At 43.8% G+C, this 16,702-nt stretch carries 15 protein-coding genes and 3 pseudogenes; 12 read left to right on the top strand and 6 right to left on the bottom strand.

Annotated elements, in window-relative coordinates; genetic code table 11:
- The first annotated feature begins 58 nt into the window (after positions 1-58).
- On the top strand, positions 59-3,379 hold the full coding sequence (locus HRE53_RS28225; RefSeq protein ID WP_235111473.1) for a D-alanyl-D-alanine carboxypeptidase family protein: 3,321 nt from the start codon (positions 59-61) through the stop codon (positions 3,377-3,379).
- A 666-nt stretch (positions 3,380-4,045) separates the two neighbouring features.
- Here the strand turns inward: HRE53_RS28225 and HRE53_RS28220 are convergent.
- A pseudogene (locus HRE53_RS28220) lies at positions 4,046-5,287 on the bottom strand (ISAs1 family transposase).
- 109 nt (positions 5,288-5,396) lie between these two features.
- Here HRE53_RS28220 and HRE53_RS28215 point away from each other — a divergent pair.
- From HRE53_RS28215 to HRE53_RS28200, 4 genes are all read left to right on the top strand, one after another.
- Positions 5,397-5,627: a hypothetical protein gene (locus HRE53_RS28215; RefSeq protein ID WP_235111465.1), complete on the top strand. Its 231-nt coding sequence runs from the start codon at positions 5,397-5,399 to the stop codon at positions 5,625-5,627.
- A gap of 605 nt (positions 5,628-6,232) precedes the next feature.
- Positions 6,233-6,592 carry a hypothetical protein gene (locus tag HRE53_RS28210; RefSeq protein ID WP_235111464.1) on the top strand — a complete coding sequence of 120 codons (360 nt, stop codon included), beginning with the start codon at positions 6,233-6,235 and terminating at the stop codon, positions 6,590-6,592.
- A gap of 50 nt (positions 6,593-6,642) precedes the next feature.
- A complete protein-coding gene (locus tag HRE53_RS28205; RefSeq protein WP_235107354.1) occupies positions 6,643-7,698 on the top strand; it encodes an IS630 family transposase in 1,056 nt (351 codons plus the stop codon).
- Between the two features lie 471 nt (positions 7,699-8,169).
- Positions 8,170-8,781 (top strand): hypothetical protein, encoded by a 612-nt coding sequence (locus tag HRE53_RS28200; protein ID WP_235111463.1) that lies wholly within the window; start codon positions 8,170-8,172, stop codon positions 8,779-8,781.
- 183 nt (positions 8,782-8,964) lie between these two features.
- On the opposite strand, the gene HRE53_RS28195 is transcribed toward HRE53_RS28200, so the two are convergent.
- Positions 8,965-9,120 (bottom strand): hypothetical protein, encoded by a 156-nt coding sequence (locus HRE53_RS28195; RefSeq protein WP_235111462.1) that lies wholly within the window; start codon positions 9,118-9,120, stop codon positions 8,965-8,967.
- Positions 9,121-9,552: 432 nt separating this feature from the next.
- Here HRE53_RS28195 and HRE53_RS28190 point away from each other — a divergent pair, with 432 nt between their 5' ends.
- Positions 9,553-9,726, top strand: coding sequence for a hypothetical protein (locus HRE53_RS28190; protein ID WP_235111461.1), 174 nt, complete (start codon positions 9,553-9,555; stop codon positions 9,724-9,726).
- Between the two features lie 16 nt (positions 9,727-9,742).
- On the opposite strand, the gene HRE53_RS28185 is transcribed toward HRE53_RS28190, so the two are convergent.
- Genes HRE53_RS28185 through HRE53_RS28175 form a run of 3 tightly spaced genes read right to left on the bottom strand, consistent with a single transcriptional unit; the run spans position 9,743 to position 11,226 of the window.
- The gene (locus HRE53_RS28185; RefSeq protein ID WP_235111460.1) at positions 9,743-10,201 is read right to left on the bottom strand and encodes an HNH endonuclease; all 459 of its coding nucleotides are present in this window, start codon (positions 10,199-10,201) and stop codon (positions 9,743-9,745) included.
- Positions 10,202-10,218: 17 nt separating this feature from the next.
- On the bottom strand, positions 10,219-10,629 hold the full coding sequence (locus HRE53_RS28180; RefSeq protein WP_235111459.1) for a hypothetical protein: 411 nt from the start codon (positions 10,627-10,629) through the stop codon (positions 10,219-10,221).
- A 12-nt stretch (positions 10,630-10,641) separates the two neighbouring features.
- Positions 10,642-11,226, bottom strand: a complete 585-nt coding sequence (locus HRE53_RS28175) for a hypothetical protein (RefSeq protein WP_235111458.1) — start codon at positions 11,224-11,226, stop codon at positions 10,642-10,644.
- A gap of 146 nt (positions 11,227-11,372) precedes the next feature.
- Between HRE53_RS28175 and HRE53_RS28170 the strand changes: the two genes are divergently transcribed.
- From HRE53_RS28170 to HRE53_RS28150, 6 genes and pseudogenes are all read left to right on the top strand, one after another.
- The gene (locus tag HRE53_RS28170) at positions 11,373-13,310 is read left to right on the top strand and encodes a hypothetical protein (protein ID WP_235111456.1); all 1,938 of its coding nucleotides are present in this window, start codon (positions 11,373-11,375) and stop codon (positions 13,308-13,310) included.
- Positions 13,311-13,314: 4 nt separating this feature from the next.
- Positions 13,315-13,680, top strand: a complete 366-nt coding sequence (locus HRE53_RS28165; RefSeq protein WP_235111454.1) for a tetratricopeptide repeat protein — start codon at positions 13,315-13,317, stop codon at positions 13,678-13,680.
- Positions 13,649-13,900 carry a tetratricopeptide repeat protein gene (locus HRE53_RS35340; RefSeq protein WP_396133495.1) on the top strand — a complete coding sequence of 84 codons (252 nt, stop codon included), beginning with the start codon at positions 13,649-13,651 and terminating at the stop codon, positions 13,898-13,900. Before HRE53_RS28165 ends, HRE53_RS35340 begins: the two co-directional genes overlap by 32 nt.
- A gap of 142 nt (positions 13,901-14,042) precedes the next feature.
- Entirely contained in the window at positions 14,043-14,339 is a 297-nt protein-coding gene (locus HRE53_RS28160; protein ID WP_235111451.1) for a hypothetical protein, read from the top strand.
- 29 nt (positions 14,340-14,368) lie between these two features.
- A pseudogene (locus HRE53_RS28155) lies at positions 14,369-15,788 on the top strand (IS4 family transposase).
- A gap of 19 nt (positions 15,789-15,807) precedes the next feature.
- Positions 15,808-16,464: pseudogene (locus HRE53_RS28150) on the top strand (RNA-guided endonuclease TnpB family protein); the annotation flags it as partial.
- Here HRE53_RS28150 and HRE53_RS28145 read toward each other — a convergent pair.
- Positions 16,444-16,680, bottom strand: coding sequence for a hypothetical protein (locus HRE53_RS28145; RefSeq protein WP_235111450.1), 237 nt, complete (start codon positions 16,678-16,680; stop codon positions 16,444-16,446). The pseudogene HRE53_RS28150 and the gene HRE53_RS28145 sit on opposite strands and share 21 nt — an antisense overlap.
- Positions 16,681-16,702 lie beyond the last annotated feature (22 nt).

The raw sequence follows: 16,702 nt of genomic DNA, 5'->3' as shown, positions 1-16,702 counted from the left end.
AATCGGGGTCGTTTTTCTTGAGCGGTACATTCTTACATCGCACCAAAGCCTTCCCCTTATGAAACAGAAATTACTTGCATTTTTCCTGGCTAGCCTGCCCACCTTGACGCAGATAGCCCCCGTCCTAGCCCAGCAGCAACAGACGGCTGCACTCAGCCCGGATACTCCAGTCAACTTACCGGGCCTCTACTATGACCCAGACCCTGGCCCTTCCCCGACATTCCAGCAGCTCACGAGTGCAGAGCAGGCAGGGTATGTTGAAATCCCACCTTTACCCAATGGGGTGCAGCTTCCCTATCAAATAGACAGAGCTTGGCCGCAGGGGGCAACACCAGACCAAATCCTCAAATTTGGAGACTTGCAGCAGAACCCTGTCACGGCTGGGTTTACCAAGCTCACCTTGAGAGATATTTCCGCTCAGCAAGGGACAAATATCGCTGGGGTGCCCATTGGAGATGTGCCCCTTGTCTATGGCTTAACGGTTGATGAAGTCGATAACCTCTACACCAAGCTCAACAATGGCGAGAAAGTCACCGTTGATGATGCCGCCCCTGCCATTCAAGCAGCATTAGGAGTGTTGCATGACCCGTCTCAAGCAGGGAAGCACCTTCAGCAAGCGGCATTGACCACGGGCCAGAAAGAGCTGATTACCAAGCTCAGTAGGGTTCCCGCTCTCAAAGGCATTCCTCTCCAAGACCTAGCGCGGGGTAACTGGCAGGGGGTAATCTCAAAGGCTGAGCAGATTGAGCTAGCGGGCATTGGCAAGAAGATTGGTCCCACCCTCAAGAAGCTGCCCGTCAATCAGATTGTCCCTCTCGTCGGTGATGTGATTAATGGCAACTGGCAACAAGTCCGACAGCGGGCACAAGCTTACGTTCTGGCAAAAGGGACAAATATTGCCGTCAAAGAAGTGATCAAGGCTGTCCCAGAACTGAAAGATTTACCCTTGGGCGCGGTTCCCGATCTCGTCAATCAGCCTGTAGAGCAAGCCTTACCTAAGATTGCAGACTTGGCGATTGAGGAAATACCTGGAGTAGAGGATGAGCTGATCAACTCCGTTCCGGGTCTGTCTGAGATTCCCGTCAACAAGCTGCCCTTTGACCTGGCCTTTAGCTTCCTTGCTGGAGACTTATTTGCGAGGTTTGATATCGCCTATAGCGGTGTAGAAGGGCCAGAGGAGCCATCCGTTCAACATGCCTTGTCGGGTGGCAGTGAAGACCAGAAATTTAAACCCATCAAATGCACCCTAGGCAAAACCAAAAACCAGAGAGCAGACAACTGTCCTCACTTTGAGATGCGGAAGTTTATTAGCTCTCCTCTCGCCCAAGTGACGGGGGATGATGATATTGAAGGTAAGCAATGGGTACAGGGGCACTCCAAGGGCAAGAACGGTCAAGGCGTGAAGGGTGGTAAGGGACTCATGAAGTGGGTGAATGGGGGTTGGGAACCCGCAGGCATCCATCCCTTTGGTACAGGTTCTCACACCAAGTTTGTGTTGAAGAATATTAAAGAATATCCTGATAAGCCCAGCACGGCGAGGCTGCATCTTGCTATCCAGTTCTGCTACTCCATCCCGATCCTGGGAGAGCAGTGTACCCCCCACTTCATTGTGATCCCCACACCGTTCACCGTCCGGGAAGGGGGCTTGTTCCTAGTGGCGAGTCGAAGAAGTCTGCCTGCTGAGATTGCCAAGTTCAGAGACCGGGCGTTGACGGCAGCGGGCCTCAATCAGGTGTACTGTGACCCCAATCAGCTTATTGCCGCGTCGGGCCAGAGTGATGTCTCTCCATCGAATTCAAAATATGGTCACTTAGCCTATGCAGAAAACACGGGTCAATTGGTCAACGTGACCTCCGTCGATGGAGTACAGGAAACCCTAGCCCCAGATGCAGCCCAAGCCTTTGAGCAACTGAGAGCAGATGCAGCGGCTCAAGGGTTGGATATTAAAGCAGTCTCAGGCTTCCGATCCGTGTCTGTTCAGCAGTCTATTTGGGATGATAAGGTGGCGAGTGCTTCTCCTGAAGTGGTTGCTAAGACTTCAGCTCCTCCCGGTCATTCAGAGCATCACACGGGTCTAGCGGTGGATGTGGGCAATAACCAGAATGCGGGTCTGAATGAGTCTTGGGCACAGACACCTGAATATGCCTGGATGCAAGCCAATGCCGGGAAGTACGGGTTTGAGTTGTCATTTCCCCAGGGGAATAGCCAAGGCGTTATATTTGAGCCTTGGCACTGGCGGTATGTGGGGACAAGTCAGGCGCAACAGACCTTTGCGAATGCTGCTGGGAGTCAGAATAAAGGTACTACTGCGTCATCTAATGGCGTCCTTCAACCGATTGATGGAGCGTCAGGTGCGCCGCAATTGCAGGGTATTCCGGGTAGACCAGGTTCAGTGAGTCGCCAGGGAAGCACAACCTCAACCCCTGCTGATCCTGACCATAATCTCAGGCAGTATCTCGCCCGCATCAGAATTGGAGAGAGTACTGACGGGACCAATTGGAGACCCCATCCTGAAACGGGTGCTTATGGAATTTATCAGTTCACTCCAGAGTCTAGAACTAGTCTTCTGCAACGAACAGGAATAGATGGCTGGACACGAGACCGGGCGGTTGCGGCTCAAGCAGCGGTGGAGTGGATCAAGATTATTGGTGCTGAGCAAAACGTTGATTTGATGGCCGCAATTCAGAGAGGGGATTTTGCCTTGGCGGATCGGGTGTTAGCTCCTTGGCAGTTTACCTCGTTGCCGGGTGGTCCTGAACAAAGTGAAGTGTGGAGTAATCCAGCGAATTTTGAGAAATATGGTCCGACTGGAGACGCTTCGACGAATGAGCCTGTTGGTGTGGCGTCTAGTGGACTGCCTTGTAAGCCCGTTGCGATCGCGAGTGCGGGAAGACCTCTTGGGAAATTGCTTCGAGGCAAAGGGGAACCTGGAAAAACGTATCCTGAATATTATGATCCTGTTCCAGGAGTTTCCATAAATTCTGAACGAGGATGGAGATGGGGTAAATGGCATGCTGGTGTTGATCAGGCAGCTCCTGAAGGCACACCTGTGCTAGCTACAAATGGTGGAAACGTAGTAGCTGTATTCAATACATGTACGAATAATGGTGATCAAGGCTGTGGTTATGGCTGGGGAAACCACATTATCATTAGGCACGAAGACGGTACACTTTCAAAATATGCTCATCTATCTCCAGGTACGACCGCTGTGGAAGTAGGAATGGATGTAGGAAGAGGTGACCAAATTGCGGGTATTGGCAATACAGGACATAGTACAGGCCCTCATCTCCACTATGAGCAAAGAATCAACACTAATCCCAATGACCCATATTCAGGAGAAGATGTAGATCCAAGAGATTATGTTATTTTCGGAGGTTGAAATGAAGAATATTTTTATGCTGACGATGTGCGGATTTTTTATCCCTTTCTTAGATGTTGTTGTAGCTCAAGAGCTTCATAAAAACTGTGTTATGAAAGCACTAGGACCAAAGTCTGAATATGCTCCATTGAATATAAAAAAATGTTGATTTACTTCATTCAGAACAATATAAGGGAGATATGTATTATTTATTAGTCGCAAAGACAGGCAGCTCACCATATAGTGGATCACGAGCACTGCTAAAAGGTTGCAAAGTTGAATTTTTTTGATGGTCCGGGCAATGGAATTAACTATGGAGCATTACCCAAAAGTATCGTAGGTGTTTTTGAGGCTAAGTCAAACGAATATTGGCAAACCCATAAATGATTTCTAAAATATAGTGTTCTAATTAAACTTGAATCTCATGGATATGAGGATAAAAATAGTTCCTGTTTTTTGCTATTTTATCTATCTTTCTTCAAGCTAACTCGAAGCCTATAATCTTAAAGCCAGTTGGCAAGGCTTTTGCAGGTCAAGATTGCCCGCAAGGTTATCAAAGTGCGATAGACAGACTTAATGAGGAAAAGCCTGCAAGAGTTGTCTACGCTCAGATATATGATTTGTCGCGTACATACGGCAAGAATACTCCTGCGTATCGCACGTATGGCCAGGGTAAGCGCAAGAAAATCAAGCCTCTGAAAGGCTAGACTGTAAAGGAATAGAAGCGCCTAGAACTTTGAGCATATACGCTTCATCCATGCTCGCCCGTTTTAGTTTTTGACGGGTACTTTTCTTAAAGGACGTTTCTTGATTGAGAAGGTTGATGCTCCAGCGTCTCAGGATGGCCATGTTTTCCGGCGCATGTCCTGTGCGAATGCGGCTAGCATCTTCGCCAAAGGTCACGTCTAAGACCCAGTGGAGTTGGTTCTCAATCGACCAATGCTGGCGGATGGCTTTGCCCAACTGCTGAGCATTTGGCGGTAGAGAACTGATATAAAACATCACCTCATAGGTGGTTTTGTTCCACAGATGTCGGGTCCGAGCGACCTTGACGATGGTTTGCAAGCCCTTCCACTGCGCCTGCTTGTACAGAGGACCCATCTGTTGAAGGGACACGGCCCAAACTTGTCGTTTCTCGCGACGATGGTGCCCTGCTTCCACACGCGCATCATAGCTGTGCTCAATGCACTTAAACTCATTCGCTTCAGCTGTTTCAAACCATTGCTCAACCTGCTCAAACAGCGTGGGATGATTCTCCTTGAGGGCCAGCACATAGTCAGCCTCTTTAGCTTGAATGTGGCGGGCAATCTCGTGCTGAGTTCCCATTGCATCAATGGTAATAATGCACCCGGCAATGTCTAATAGCTCTAGCAGTGCTGGAATAGCGGTAATTTCGTTACTCTTGTCTGCAACTTTGACCTATCCTAGAAATAACCGATACTCACTGGCCCAAGCACTGACCAGATGCAATGCGGATTGGTCTTGATTGCGATCATAGGAACCTCTGAGTTGTTTGCCGTCAATCGGTATCACTTGAGCGCCGAGGGTTGTCACTACCTGATCCAACCAGTGATTGAAACTCCGCTCAAAAGCGGAGGGGCAAATACGCTCAAACACTCGTCGATAGGTGTCTGCTGTCGGTATCCCGGACGGTAGGCTCAGAAAACTCGACAACCAATCTTGATGGCTCAGACCATAGGTTTCAATGTCTTCCCACCCTTGTGCTCCACCTAAACTTGCCAATAGTCCAATCACGACGATGCTGACAAACGGATGCTGGACACCTTGGCCTCCCCGTGGATCAGGCAAATCTTCAAAACACTCGGACAATTGTTGATAAGCCTGATCGCAATCACTGGCAGGCAGGAGTGACGAGGATGAGTCAGTGGAAGCTGGTGAGGAAGGAGGCTTGCTGAATCCTGTAGCCATGGGGAAACCCTTTTAACAGAATGGAGTTTCATAGCATATTACAGCTTCATTTTTCTTGCGCTGCCCCTGCACGTATGGCCTTGTTCTCGTGATGGGTGGAGATAATAATATGGCCCACAATATTCTTTGTTCTTCTGCAATCTTAAATGATACCAGTCATAGAATAATCACCAACTGTCCTAATATTTGGACAGTTGATTTTGCTGTTTACAGAACTGGTTGTGGTCGAACATTTGGAATATTAAATAATGAAACGATAAAAGAATTTGATTGTATAAGTGAACTGTATCCAAACCATAAAGGTCGTGGTCCAGCCCCTTCTGGTCTCGAATACAAATAGGGATATACATGGTGTTAATGTCTACCCCTCGCTATCCCCAAAGCCACTCCAGCTCCAGGCTAAACCCCGGCAGGACCGTCTCTCCAGGCACCATCTCTAGAGATCTCAGTACCTCGATGCCCGAAGGGCGGTCTTAGACCATCGCGCCAGGAGCCGAGCCATCCGAAGAGCTGAGCAACGGGTGATGGTCTTACGCCCAAGCTGAAGAATTGGGGGAAGACCAGGAGGAGTCCGTTAGTCAGGTTGGTCGGAAGGGGTGGAGTTAAGGAATAGCGGGCTATGGCGACTGTGACATTTCCACTTCTAATCGAACGTCAAACTAAAGGCTGGAATCATTTTAGTCTGTGCTGATGAAATATTATGCAGGGCAAGGCAATCAGATAAGTATACCCATGGAATAAAATCCGAAATGAGTTGATAGTTTATTTTGCTGTGCAAGTGTAACCTAAAATCTACTGTTTATAAACCATGCCTCAATCGCTCAAAATAGCTATGCAAAGGCTTACCAACCGGGTCGATAATATTTTTTCGTTGCTAACTTAAAACAGCTCTGCCTTCAGGCGAGTAAGCTTTAGAAGTCTATGTTGTAGCCTTTACCTTTTCATATGCCTGAGCCAGCTAATAGACTAACGCAGGAGAAATTAAAATTTGTATGTATAAATGTTCTTAATCATTCATTAACTGGCATCGTTGTTGGCTTTATACTTACAGGTGTGATCGGAACTTTATTGTCAAACTATTACAGTAATGAGCAGCTCGATCGCCAGAAATTTCTTCAGATAACGACTTCACGCCGCTCTGCTATTAAAGATTTTGCTAGCTTATTATACCTTCGTCTTTCTAGAGCTGACATGTTGGCTTCTTCACTAAAACGTTCAGCTCCACTTGAAGAGACAAAAGAAAGGAAGAAACTATATGATGACGCTTTTGTTATACTGCAGACGACTTGTGACTTAACATTGTAGCGGAGAGATTTGGCACACTGGGAGTATCCCCCACCTACTCTCTTACTTGCATGATTAAAATTGATTTCACCGCAGAGGAAATCCAACACCTCAACTACGAACGCTATCATCATCCTCACCCACGGGTGCAGCGACGGATGGAAGTGCTCTACTTGAAAAGTCAGGGTCTTCCCCATGCCCAGATTTGTCAGCTTTGTCAGATTAGTCGTCCGACCTTAGCTAAAACCCTTCGTCAGTATCAACAAGGCGGAATTGAAGGACTGAAGACCCTGGAATACAAAGGTCAACCTAGTTCACTCAATGCTCATAGCGATAGTGTGAGAGCCTACTTTGAGCACCACCCGCCCCGCACCAGTGCAGAAGCCCAAGCAGTCATTGAACAATTGACAGGCATTAAGCGTTCTCCAACCCAGATCAAAGCCTTCCTCAAGCGCATTGGTTGTCGCTATCGAAAAGTGGGGTATGTGCCGGGAAAGTCGAGTCTGCCCGAGAAAATTGAGGAGCAAGAGCAGTTTCGACAAACTCGCCTTGAACCCTTATTAGAGGAAGCTCAACGCCAAGAGCGTCTTGTCTTTTTTGTGGATGCTGCTCATTTTGTTCACCGGGCTTATCTGGGGTTTCTCTGGTGCCTTCGTCGGATCTTCATCCCGTCTCCTTCTGGCCGTCAACGATTCAATGTTCTGGGTGCACTCAACGCTGTCACCAAAGAAGTCACCAGTATCACCAACCACACCTACATCAACTCTCATAGCATGTGTCTGTTGCTAGCCAAGCTGGCACTACTCGACCCAGTCATACCCATCAGCGTCATTTTAGACAATGCCCGATATCAAAAATGCCAGCTGGTGACTGACTTTGCTGAGATCGTCGATATTGAGTTAGTCTATTTGCCCTCCTATTCACCCCATTTGAATTTGATTGAGCGGCTTTGGCGCTTTGTGCGCAAGGAATGTCTCTACTCGAAGTATTATGCCGATTTTCACTCTTTCAAAGGGGCCATTCAACATTGCATTGATCAATGCAATGGAGAGCACAAGGCGAAACTAACAAGCCTTCTATCACTCAAGTTTCAGTCTTTTAAAGAAGTTAATATCTTAGCCGTCTAGAGTATAACTGGAATTCCAATTTACAGGCGAACCTGTTTCTTATCCGAAGTGTAATAGGTTCTCAAGGCTATTCAGATTTTGAAAGACATGTTGAATTTCGCTTAACCCCCAAGACTTGCAGAGGTTGATGCCTGTTTAACCCAAGCTTATGACCAACGACTAAAAAAATATAGATCCTAAAAAAAATATTAGACGATTGCAAAATCAAATATATTCTCAGTTTTTCTCAAGATTGTAGCTATGCCATCACAGATGGATTATTCAAAATTGCAGCACCTATCGAACCGTTTCCTTCAGACAAAGTTAATCAAATGCTAGAAGCTGAGAATGCAGAGGTGATTAAACAATGTCCTTCTATCTAAATTCTGTAGCAAGTGAGGTAGTGTAGATGCCGCAGAGCTAATTGTTAGTAATTATAGAACTACAAAATAACTTATTTCTTAGAGTTCAGATCACAGTGAGGCTTTCCCAATGGGAAGAGAAAATAATGAAGTGCTGGAATTAGTTGCACCAATAGGGCTTGTATTCTTAGCATTATTAACAGCGTTAGGCGCAATTATTAGAATGTTCTTTGCGACTGAAATAATATTAGAGCGAATTGACAATACTACCCTATTTTACTTAATTATTTCAGGTGCTTTATTACTACTAAGGCGAGTCAAAACCTTGAGTTTTGGCGATGTTAAGTTAGAAATGCTTGAGGAAGTTAAAGAGCAAGTTCAAGGTGTAAAGAAACGACAAGAAGATACAGAAGAAGTCTTATATGCTTTAAGCACAGCTTTAGAAGGAATTGTTACAAAATTTGAACGTAAGCACCTAGAAAAGCTAAAACCCCGAAGTGCCGATATAGTTAAGTATGGACCAGATTTCTTCAATGAAATTGAAAGGCTTGATGCAATTGGCTTTATTGAGCCAATAAAGAATGAAGGACTTGTTTCAATAAAGAATGATCATGGACGTGATGGAGAAGAGTTCTCTCTCCGTGAATACGTTGATATTACAGAAAAAGGTGAGAAATACCTTCAAATTTATGATGACTTTAGTGCAAAAGTTAGTACAATAATTCAAAACTATTCTTCATGACAGCCTGATGAATAATACACAGTTCCCTGAAGTCAAGATTTACAGTGAAGGTGAGAGGGAAGCTTTTTGTGAGAGAGACTTTTGCTACTCCTGAATTCTTCTGGGAGAGCGGCTTGCAGATTGAGGAGAAGTTTGAGATTAAGTAGACCTCTTGCATAATTCAGCTACCGATATGGTAGAGGACTAAAAAATCATGTCAGATCGCGTCATAAATTGAGTGAGTAACACATCATGAAACGAATATTGCAAGAGGTCTAGTAGGTAAACGAGTTGTGCGATGGAGCGGACTGGGGAAATGATAGTGAGGATCTCTAGGGTGATAGTCGGCAGCTTTTCCATTACATTTTACAGTTAGCATAAAACTACGTAATATCGCTATCAGAGAAAACCACTAGAGATTTTTGGAACTTGATCCTTATTAATCGGTGATTACTCTGTTTCACTCTACAATGCTTTGCCTGATGATATAGAAAGACTCAGGAGCAACGCGCAGAAATCATGTTAACCAGCTTGTTAGCCGAAGCATTAGCAGTCACCTTTGATAGTTTGAACACAACAACAAGTGTCTTTGAGCTGACTGCCTGACATAAGTGCCTCAAAGCCTTTAGATACGTGGCTTTTGGATGCTGAATAGCAGGGTGTATAAGGCTAAATTTTGGCATTGTTCGCACGTCAAACGCAACCTAACCGTACTACCAACTCTCTTGCCTTAGGGGGCAACGTTGCTATTCTTACAGTGCAAACCCATACGAGGAAAAGGCTTTCAGAGATGTGTCAGGCAGTCAGGTCTTTGAGTGTGTAGGAGAAGCTACTGAAGACCTAAACCCAGAAGTCAAACAAAGGTTGGGCCTGGTTCATGCAGGGTTAGCACTTGCTATTCAAGGGATGGAATGTGAAGAGCTTCAGCAACTGATCAAGCAGTCTGAGATCTACTGTGATTGTTAAAAATTTCAAATTTCATTTATTTAGATTCAGTTGATTTCTTAAGAAGTTGCCTAGGACGAGCAAATGCAACATCATCGTAGAACTCTGGATGATTAATCAATATATAATGCTCGTATTCATACCAGTGCCTTTCGCCTTTTTCTCGATTGCAATAAAGACAAATTACCCAAAAGTTCTTAAAATCTAGGGATACCCAGGGATATTGGGCACGAGGTAATTTGTGGTCGATAGATCTGCCACCCCTAGAAGAAAACTGTTTACAACATACTGGGCAATTCCATTCAGAGTTTTCGTTTACCCAAATTTTGCTTTCTTCTGTTGTTCCGCATTCGCCATCTCCGTTAATATATCTCCAATTATCATATTTGCGATAGTCTTTAAAATCATCATTGGTGAGTTTGTGATACCGACGTTTTCCAGCTTTGTCGGCAAGAGTAAAAAGTTCTTCTAGTGTAGTTTCTTGATTGTCATTCATGATTAATAGTGAGTTATTTAGATAGGTATAATACTTGAGTCTCTAACCTGTGAACTGTAGTTAATAATTTCAATCTCAGTTTCTGGAAACTGTCGATCAATGACTTTAGATACATTGGCAACTTCTTTAGAAAACTGTTGATTAAAGGTAGAAAGCTCTTCTGGAGTTTGGTACTTATTCCCAATTCGATCAGCTTTGATAAATAATTCTTCAAGAGTATCTTCTCTGAGATCTGATTGGGCTGTTATGTTGTTTATCGCTTGATAAAGCCTTATCACATATTCCCATCCGACATTTTTATGCCCTTGCCTTTTAAGTAATTTTCGTTTCTTTTTAGGTAACTGACTCTGTCGCTTAGTATTCGATCTTTGAACCTCTCGATAACCCATACCGCTGAATAGTCTGACCTTGCGTTTAATCTTTGCCATTACAAGTTCTCCCTAACCCAAGGTCCAACGAAATAATCGGATTAATGCTTTGCGAATTTCACTATCTTCATATTCCAATAGTTGTTTCGTATCCCGAGCTAGGCGTAAACGAATCTGGTCAACAATATTTTTCAGATCTTTGTTGTCTTTCTTTAGCACTTCATTGGCTGCTTCAAGCTCATCATTGCGGGTTGTTGATGTTTGAACCTTCAATTTTAGTGCTGTATTCTTCTCAAATAGCTCTTTGATTTCTTCTTCTGTTTTCTGTATTTCGGCTTCCATCTCTTGTTTACGTTGTGTGAGGTTTTGCTTCGCCTTCTCTATATCTGTAATTTGCTGCTCTAATTTTTCATAATCTGCTTTAACAGCATGAAGCTTTTTCTCAGCATGGCTTCTTAATTGTCCGAAGTGCCTATTGCTATTGCCAAGAAGTTGGTTCTTATCAGTGAATGATTTTACTAATCTAAGTACGCTGGGTTGATTCTCTAGATTTGAGAGTAGTTGATCACATTCTTCAGGACTAAGAGGCTGACTGATGTTTTTGTTGATACCATATCGATCTTTTAATTGAATTTGTAGATCTTGTTTTGTTGGCATAGCCTATGTCCTGATTAGCTCCTATCTATTTTTTTTAAAAAATTAAATTATAGGGAAGAAAGTTTCAAGTATTCTCCAGCTCATTGTTGTTAGTATCTATATAGTTCCCATCTCTTATAAGCTATTTAAAAAATAATTGTTAAGGTATGCCTAGTATTAATGATGAGGATCAAAGTCTTGATTCCATAACAAAGGGAAATCGAGCATTAGAGCTATTCACAGATAGATATAATTTGACGCGGATATTTTTAGACCGCCTAAATGAAGATCGACTAAGTGAGCAGGTTCTATTCTTCTATGGAGCAGGTGGGAATGGAAAATCTTTGCTGCTGAAATATCTCCAAAGGAAATGTTGTAGACGCTTACTGGAAGAAACTTGGACGCAAATTAAAGAGTATTCCAATGAGAGGCTGGTTGGACATGTTTCCAGATTGGTAGGAGGTATGTACCTTCCTATTCCTTCGGCACTATTAGATTTTGGAGCAAAACCAATGGGGATAGAGCATCCCCAAGACCGTTTCTATGGACCTCTCATTCTACGGCGCAATTTAGCAGAGTCAGTATCCATTGAAATACCTCATAGTTCTATCCAGTTTCCGTTATTTGATTTTGCCTGTATTTGGTATTTACACAAGAAAGGCAAATCACCAGAAGAGATCAAGGCCACGTTCCCAGCGATTGATATCACAGGTCTGATAGCTTCCTTGATTACTTTAGTGACAACAAATCCAGGTATTGGGATTAGCCAAGCGCTATTCAATCTTGTAGCCAAGTGCTTAGGACAGCAATTCACAGTTTACAAAGCTCAAATGAATCTTTCTAAGGAAGATTTTAATGATATTTGTAGCAAAGATTTAGATACAGAGTTGATTGAGATGTTACCGGGTTTGCTGGCCCAGGATTTAAATGCAGCAATGGCCCAAGACAATTCTCCTAAACGAGTAGTGTTATTTTTTGATGCCCATGAAGCCTTTTGGGGGAATCAGCGAAACCTCCCCAACTCAATGTACTTTTTTCGTGATGAATGGCTGCGACGGTTTTTGCGCAGTCTCGACTTTGCCTCAGGAATAGTAGTTGTTATCGCTGGACGAGAGATACCTCAATGGCCTGATGCGAAAGAGGTAAACAATAGTACTGATATTCCTAAGAAGAATCTACAGTTGGAAACCGTTGGTCATTTTTCAGAATCGGACGCGGTTGTGTATCTCATTCGAGTAGGAATCGAAGATGAATTACTACGGCAAGCACTGATTGGGTATGCCGTAGTTCAACCTGAAGAAATACACCCACTGTATTTAGGTTTAGGGGCAGATGTGGTTTTGCAGGCTCAGGTACAAGAGAAAAATATAACGGCTGAAGATTTTCTGTCTCTAACTGAAGTCTCTGAGAGAGGCAAAGTATTAATTGAATTATTACTGAAGTATGTCAACTCAGATATTCGTGACGCTATTCATTGTTTAAGTGCTTGTCGTGCCTTTGATTATGAGCTGTATACCCAGTTGGGAGATGCGCTATATTTTAGCCCTACCTATTCCAACTTTGAAATACTGACTGCTTTCTCGTTTGTTTGGCAGATTTCCCAACGAGGGCGAAGTTACTACCGAATTCATGATTTATTACGACGATTGAGTTATGAAGGAGGTGAGGATAGGGGACGGTCAGCTCATAAGTTTCTAAAGGAGTATTACCGTTCTCAAGCAGATATTGCTGAGACAATCTATCATATGAATCGACTGGACCCGATACAGGGAGTATCTGAATGGCACTCAGAATTTAAAAAAGCTTTGTTGATAGGTCAGTACGAGCAATGCGAAGCGTTGATAAAAATTAGAGAGGAGCTAATAAGCTTAGATCCTTTTCAAAATGGCCTTCTTAGCAATTTCGAGGGTCAATACTTTGCAAAACTAGCGCGTTATGTTGAAGCAGAACAGGCTTTCTCTCAGTCGAAAGATTTCTATGAGGTTGCTCTTGAAGAAGCACCAGACAATATATATATCATCAATAATAAGGTATATACGCTTCAGTGTATGGGGAATTTATATGTAGATTTAGCACACTACAAAAAAAGCAGAAGCGATATATAAAACATTGATTGCTATTTTTGACGATCTTCTTAAAAATAAATTAGATAAACAAGATGAAGTTTTCATCCTCAGCAATCAGGGAGACACGTTTCGGTATCTAGGAGGATTACAAAAAAGACTTTCTAAATATCCTGAAGCTAGAAAGAACTATGACAGATCTATTGAAGTCTATGATAGTGCTATTAGTAAAAGCCCAAAAGACATTAAAACTCTTAATAGTAAGGGGCTAACACTTCAAGAATTAGGAAATTTGTGTGAAAATCTTGAAAGAAATGAGGAAGCAGAAGATTTATACTTAGAGTCGATTTGTGTTTATGATATTTTGCTTAATAAATTAGATAGTCTATATAAAACACAATTTTTTAAATAATAAGGGTATTGTATTAAAAGATTTAGGAAGATTACAAAAAAGACTTTCTAAATATCCTGAGGCCAGAAAGAACTACGACAAATCTCTTGAAGCTTATGATAATGCCCTTGGTCAGGATTCTGATCTTATCGATGCCCTTAGTAATAAAGGAGATTTGCTACGACATATTGGAGATTTACTCAGAGAAATAGCTCAGAATCAGGGGCAATTAAAAAAATGATCAGGAATTAAGTAAATTATTTGAAGATGCTTTATATAATTACCAGGAATCAATTGATGTTTTAAATATTATTCTTGGAATAGCCCCAAGTCATATTGGGGCACTGAATAAAAAAGGTTATGCGTTAAAATGCTTAGGTGACTTGTTTAATTGGTTGGGTTACAGCCCAAATGCATTGGATACCTATCAAAAATCTATTGATGCATTCACAGAAGCTCTATTGTATGCCCCCAAATTTATTGAAGCACTCAGGAATAAGGGGATGGTACTGGCAAGCTTGGGGAAATTACAAGCAGATTTGTCGAATAAAGAAGAAGCATCCAAGAATTTAAAATCTTCTATTGAGACTTTATCGCTTTCACTACAGCTTAACCAAGATGATGACTATATTTTGACCTTTTTGAAAAAGATACAGGAACTATTAGATCAATGTCACTGACTTAAGAAAGCAGAAAAGGGCTGCAAGTCTTGATAGATATAGAATCAAGACTTGCAATCCATCAATAATCTGCCTTCCACTATGTCTGAGTCAGCCGAAATTCTCAAGCACCAGTTTTCCCAAAGCCTGGGATTGCCCTGGACGGATATTCTTCCTGCTTCAATGCTGACCGACATCCTAGCAGAGGAATCAATCTCTTATCGCAACCGTGTGTATACGCCCATCGTTACGTTGTGGGCCATGCTCTACCAAGCATTATCTGCAGACAAAAGCTTGCGCAACACGGTCAAATGCATCACCACCTGGCTCACTGCCGCAGGAATCCAACCCCCATCATCAGATACAGGAGCCTACAGTAAAGCCCGAGGAAGATTACCTGAGTCCCTGCTGCAACGGTTAATTCCCGAAACTGCTAATCACATAGAGCAAAGCATTCCCCAAGAACACCACTGGTGTAATCGAACAGTGAAAGTCTATGACGGCACGACAGTGCTGATGGCTGATAGTGCGGCGAACCAAGGGGAGTATCCTCAACATGGCAATCAGGCTCCTGGCTGTGGATTCCCCATTGCCCGTTTAGTGGTGTTTTTTTGCTTAATCACAGGGGCAGTGGTCTCAGCCTGCATTGCCCCCTGGAGCATGAGTGAAATCGTCATCAGTCGGCTGCTTTATGAGGATCTGGAGGTTGATGATGTGGCCATAGCAGATCAAGCCTATGGCAGCTATGTTGCTCTAGCCCTGATTCAACAACAAGGAGCCGATGGGGTTTTACGTAAACATCATGCCCGTCATACAGACTTCCGTAAAGGACGTAAGAACGGGATAGGAGACCACCAAGTTCAATGGCAAAAGCCCACACGGTGTCCCGCCCACATGAGTGCAACGGAGTTTGCAGAGATTCCCAAAACGTTGACAGTCAGGGAGGTATCGCTACGTCTATCGCGTCGAGGCTTTCGAGACCAGTTCATTATCGTCGTCACGACCTTACTGGATGCTCAGCGCTATAGTGCTAAACAATTGACTCGCTTGTACGGATGGCGATGGCAGGCGGCTGAAGTCAATTTGAGACACCTCAAAACCACCTTAAAGATGGAAATGCTCACGGCAAAGACACCTGAAATGGTGCGCAAGGATATTTGGTCTCATTTGCTAGGCTACAACTTATTGAGAAGTCTCATGGAACAGGCTGCCCCATGGGCAGAATATGACCGCTCTCGACTCTCTTTACAAGGGGCTCGACAACACTTTAATCAGATGCTGGTTTTGTTAGCAACGGCGACACAAGCTATACGTCAACGGTTGTATGCTCATCTGCTTGAAAATATTGCTACTGACCTTCTGCCTATTCGACCCCATCGGCTCGAACCCAGGGTTGTTAAACGAAGACCTAAGCCCTTCCCCAGAATGCGACAACCGCGCTCTGTCCTCAAAGCCAATCTGGCTGCTTGATTAAGCTTATCTCAGTGCCATTGACTTAGGGATAACCACCTTTGCCACCCTCAGTACAGGTCAAAAAGTAGAAGCTCCTAAACCCCTGAAGCGATATCTGAGGAAACTAGCCCGCTTACAAAAGACCTTGAGCCGCTGTGTAAAGGGGTCTAACCGGAGGCAGAGAGCAAAGCTCAAAGTTGCTAGACTCCATAGTCGGATTAAGGATATACGGACTGATTTTCTACACAAACTCAGCACTCAGTTGATCATCGAGAACCAAGAGATCAATCTAGAAGACTTGAATGTGTCAGGGATGCTCAAGAATCGCAGATTGTCTAAGGCGATCAGTGATTTAGGATGGCGACAATTTAGAACTATGCTTGAGGCAAAAGCCACCATGTATGGTCGTGAACTCAATGTCATCAGTCGCTGGGAACCCACCAGCCAAACCTGCTCATGCTGTGGGCATAGAGAAGGTCGAAAGCAGTTGGGGGTTAGAGAGTGGCAATGTCTCAATTGTGGCGCTTTCCACGATAGAGATATCAATGCTGCATTGAATATCAAAGCCGCCGGGGGGCACTCGGAGGCGATAAACGGATGTCGGAGAGAGTGTAAGCCTGAAGTCAATTCAGCCGTTCTCAGTGATGCGTCAACTCGTCTAGTAGATGAGCAGTTAGAACTGTTTGCTAGCTAGGGAATCCTCTTCCTTCAGGGAGAGGAGGATGTCAACATTGTGAATTAGCAAGCTTTCACGAAAGTCTGCTGGGATTGATTGACCGAGTTCTACTTCCAATGGAGAGTGTTTAGATTTTTGTGTAAGCCGTAACGTATTCAATAGTTGAATCGTGTTGGGAACAGAATAGCAAAATGGGACAGCGCCGCCTTCCAATTCAAAATCGGTCTGGTCCATCTCTTCGAGATATTCCTCATCG

It is taken from the genome of Acaryochloris sp. 'Moss Beach' (assembly GCF_021497025.1).
GTDB lineage: Bacteria > Cyanobacteriota > Cyanobacteriia > Thermosynechococcales > Thermosynechococcaceae > Acaryochloris > Acaryochloris marina_A.
The sequence above is the reverse complement of the archived record's forward strand: the minus strand, read 5'-3'. Positions and strand labels throughout refer to the sequence as shown.

What these genes read in the sequence shown, in the direction of transcription:
- HRE53_RS28185 (WP_235111460.1), bottom strand. Translation starts at nt 10,201, where the DNA reads ATGAATGACAATCAAGAAACTACACTAGAAGAACTTTTTACTCTTGCC.
- HRE53_RS28145 (WP_235111450.1), bottom strand. Translation starts at nt 16,680, where the DNA reads ATGGACCAGACCGATTTTGAATTGGAAGGCGGCGCTGTCCCATTTTGC.
- HRE53_RS28215 (WP_235111465.1), top strand. Translation starts at nt 5,397, where the DNA reads ATGGCCCACAATATTCTTTGTTCTTCTGCAATCTTAAATGATACCAGT.
- HRE53_RS28200 (WP_235111463.1), top strand. Translation starts at nt 8,170, where the DNA reads ATGGGAAGAGAAAATAATGAAGTGCTGGAATTAGTTGCACCAATAGGG.
- HRE53_RS28170 (WP_235111456.1), top strand. Translation starts at nt 11,373, where the DNA reads ATGCCTAGTATTAATGATGAGGATCAAAGTCTTGATTCCATAACAAAG.
- HRE53_RS28195 (WP_235111462.1), bottom strand. Translation starts at nt 9,120, where the DNA reads ATGGAAAAGCTGCCGACTATCACCCTAGAGATCCTCACTATCATTTCC.
- HRE53_RS28225 (WP_235111473.1), top strand. Translation starts at nt 59, where the DNA reads ATGAAACAGAAATTACTTGCATTTTTCCTGGCTAGCCTGCCCACCTTG.
- HRE53_RS28210 (WP_235111464.1), top strand. Translation starts at nt 6,233, where the DNA reads ATGCCTGAGCCAGCTAATAGACTAACGCAGGAGAAATTAAAATTTGTA.
- HRE53_RS28180 (WP_235111459.1), bottom strand. Translation starts at nt 10,629, where the DNA reads ATGGCAAAGATTAAACGCAAGGTCAGACTATTCAGCGGTATGGGTTAT.
- HRE53_RS28175 (WP_235111458.1), bottom strand. Translation starts at nt 11,226, where the DNA reads ATGCCAACAAAACAAGATCTACAAATTCAATTAAAAGATCGATATGGT.
- HRE53_RS28205 (WP_235107354.1), top strand. Translation starts at nt 6,643, where the DNA reads ATGATTAAAATTGATTTCACCGCAGAGGAAATCCAACACCTCAACTAC.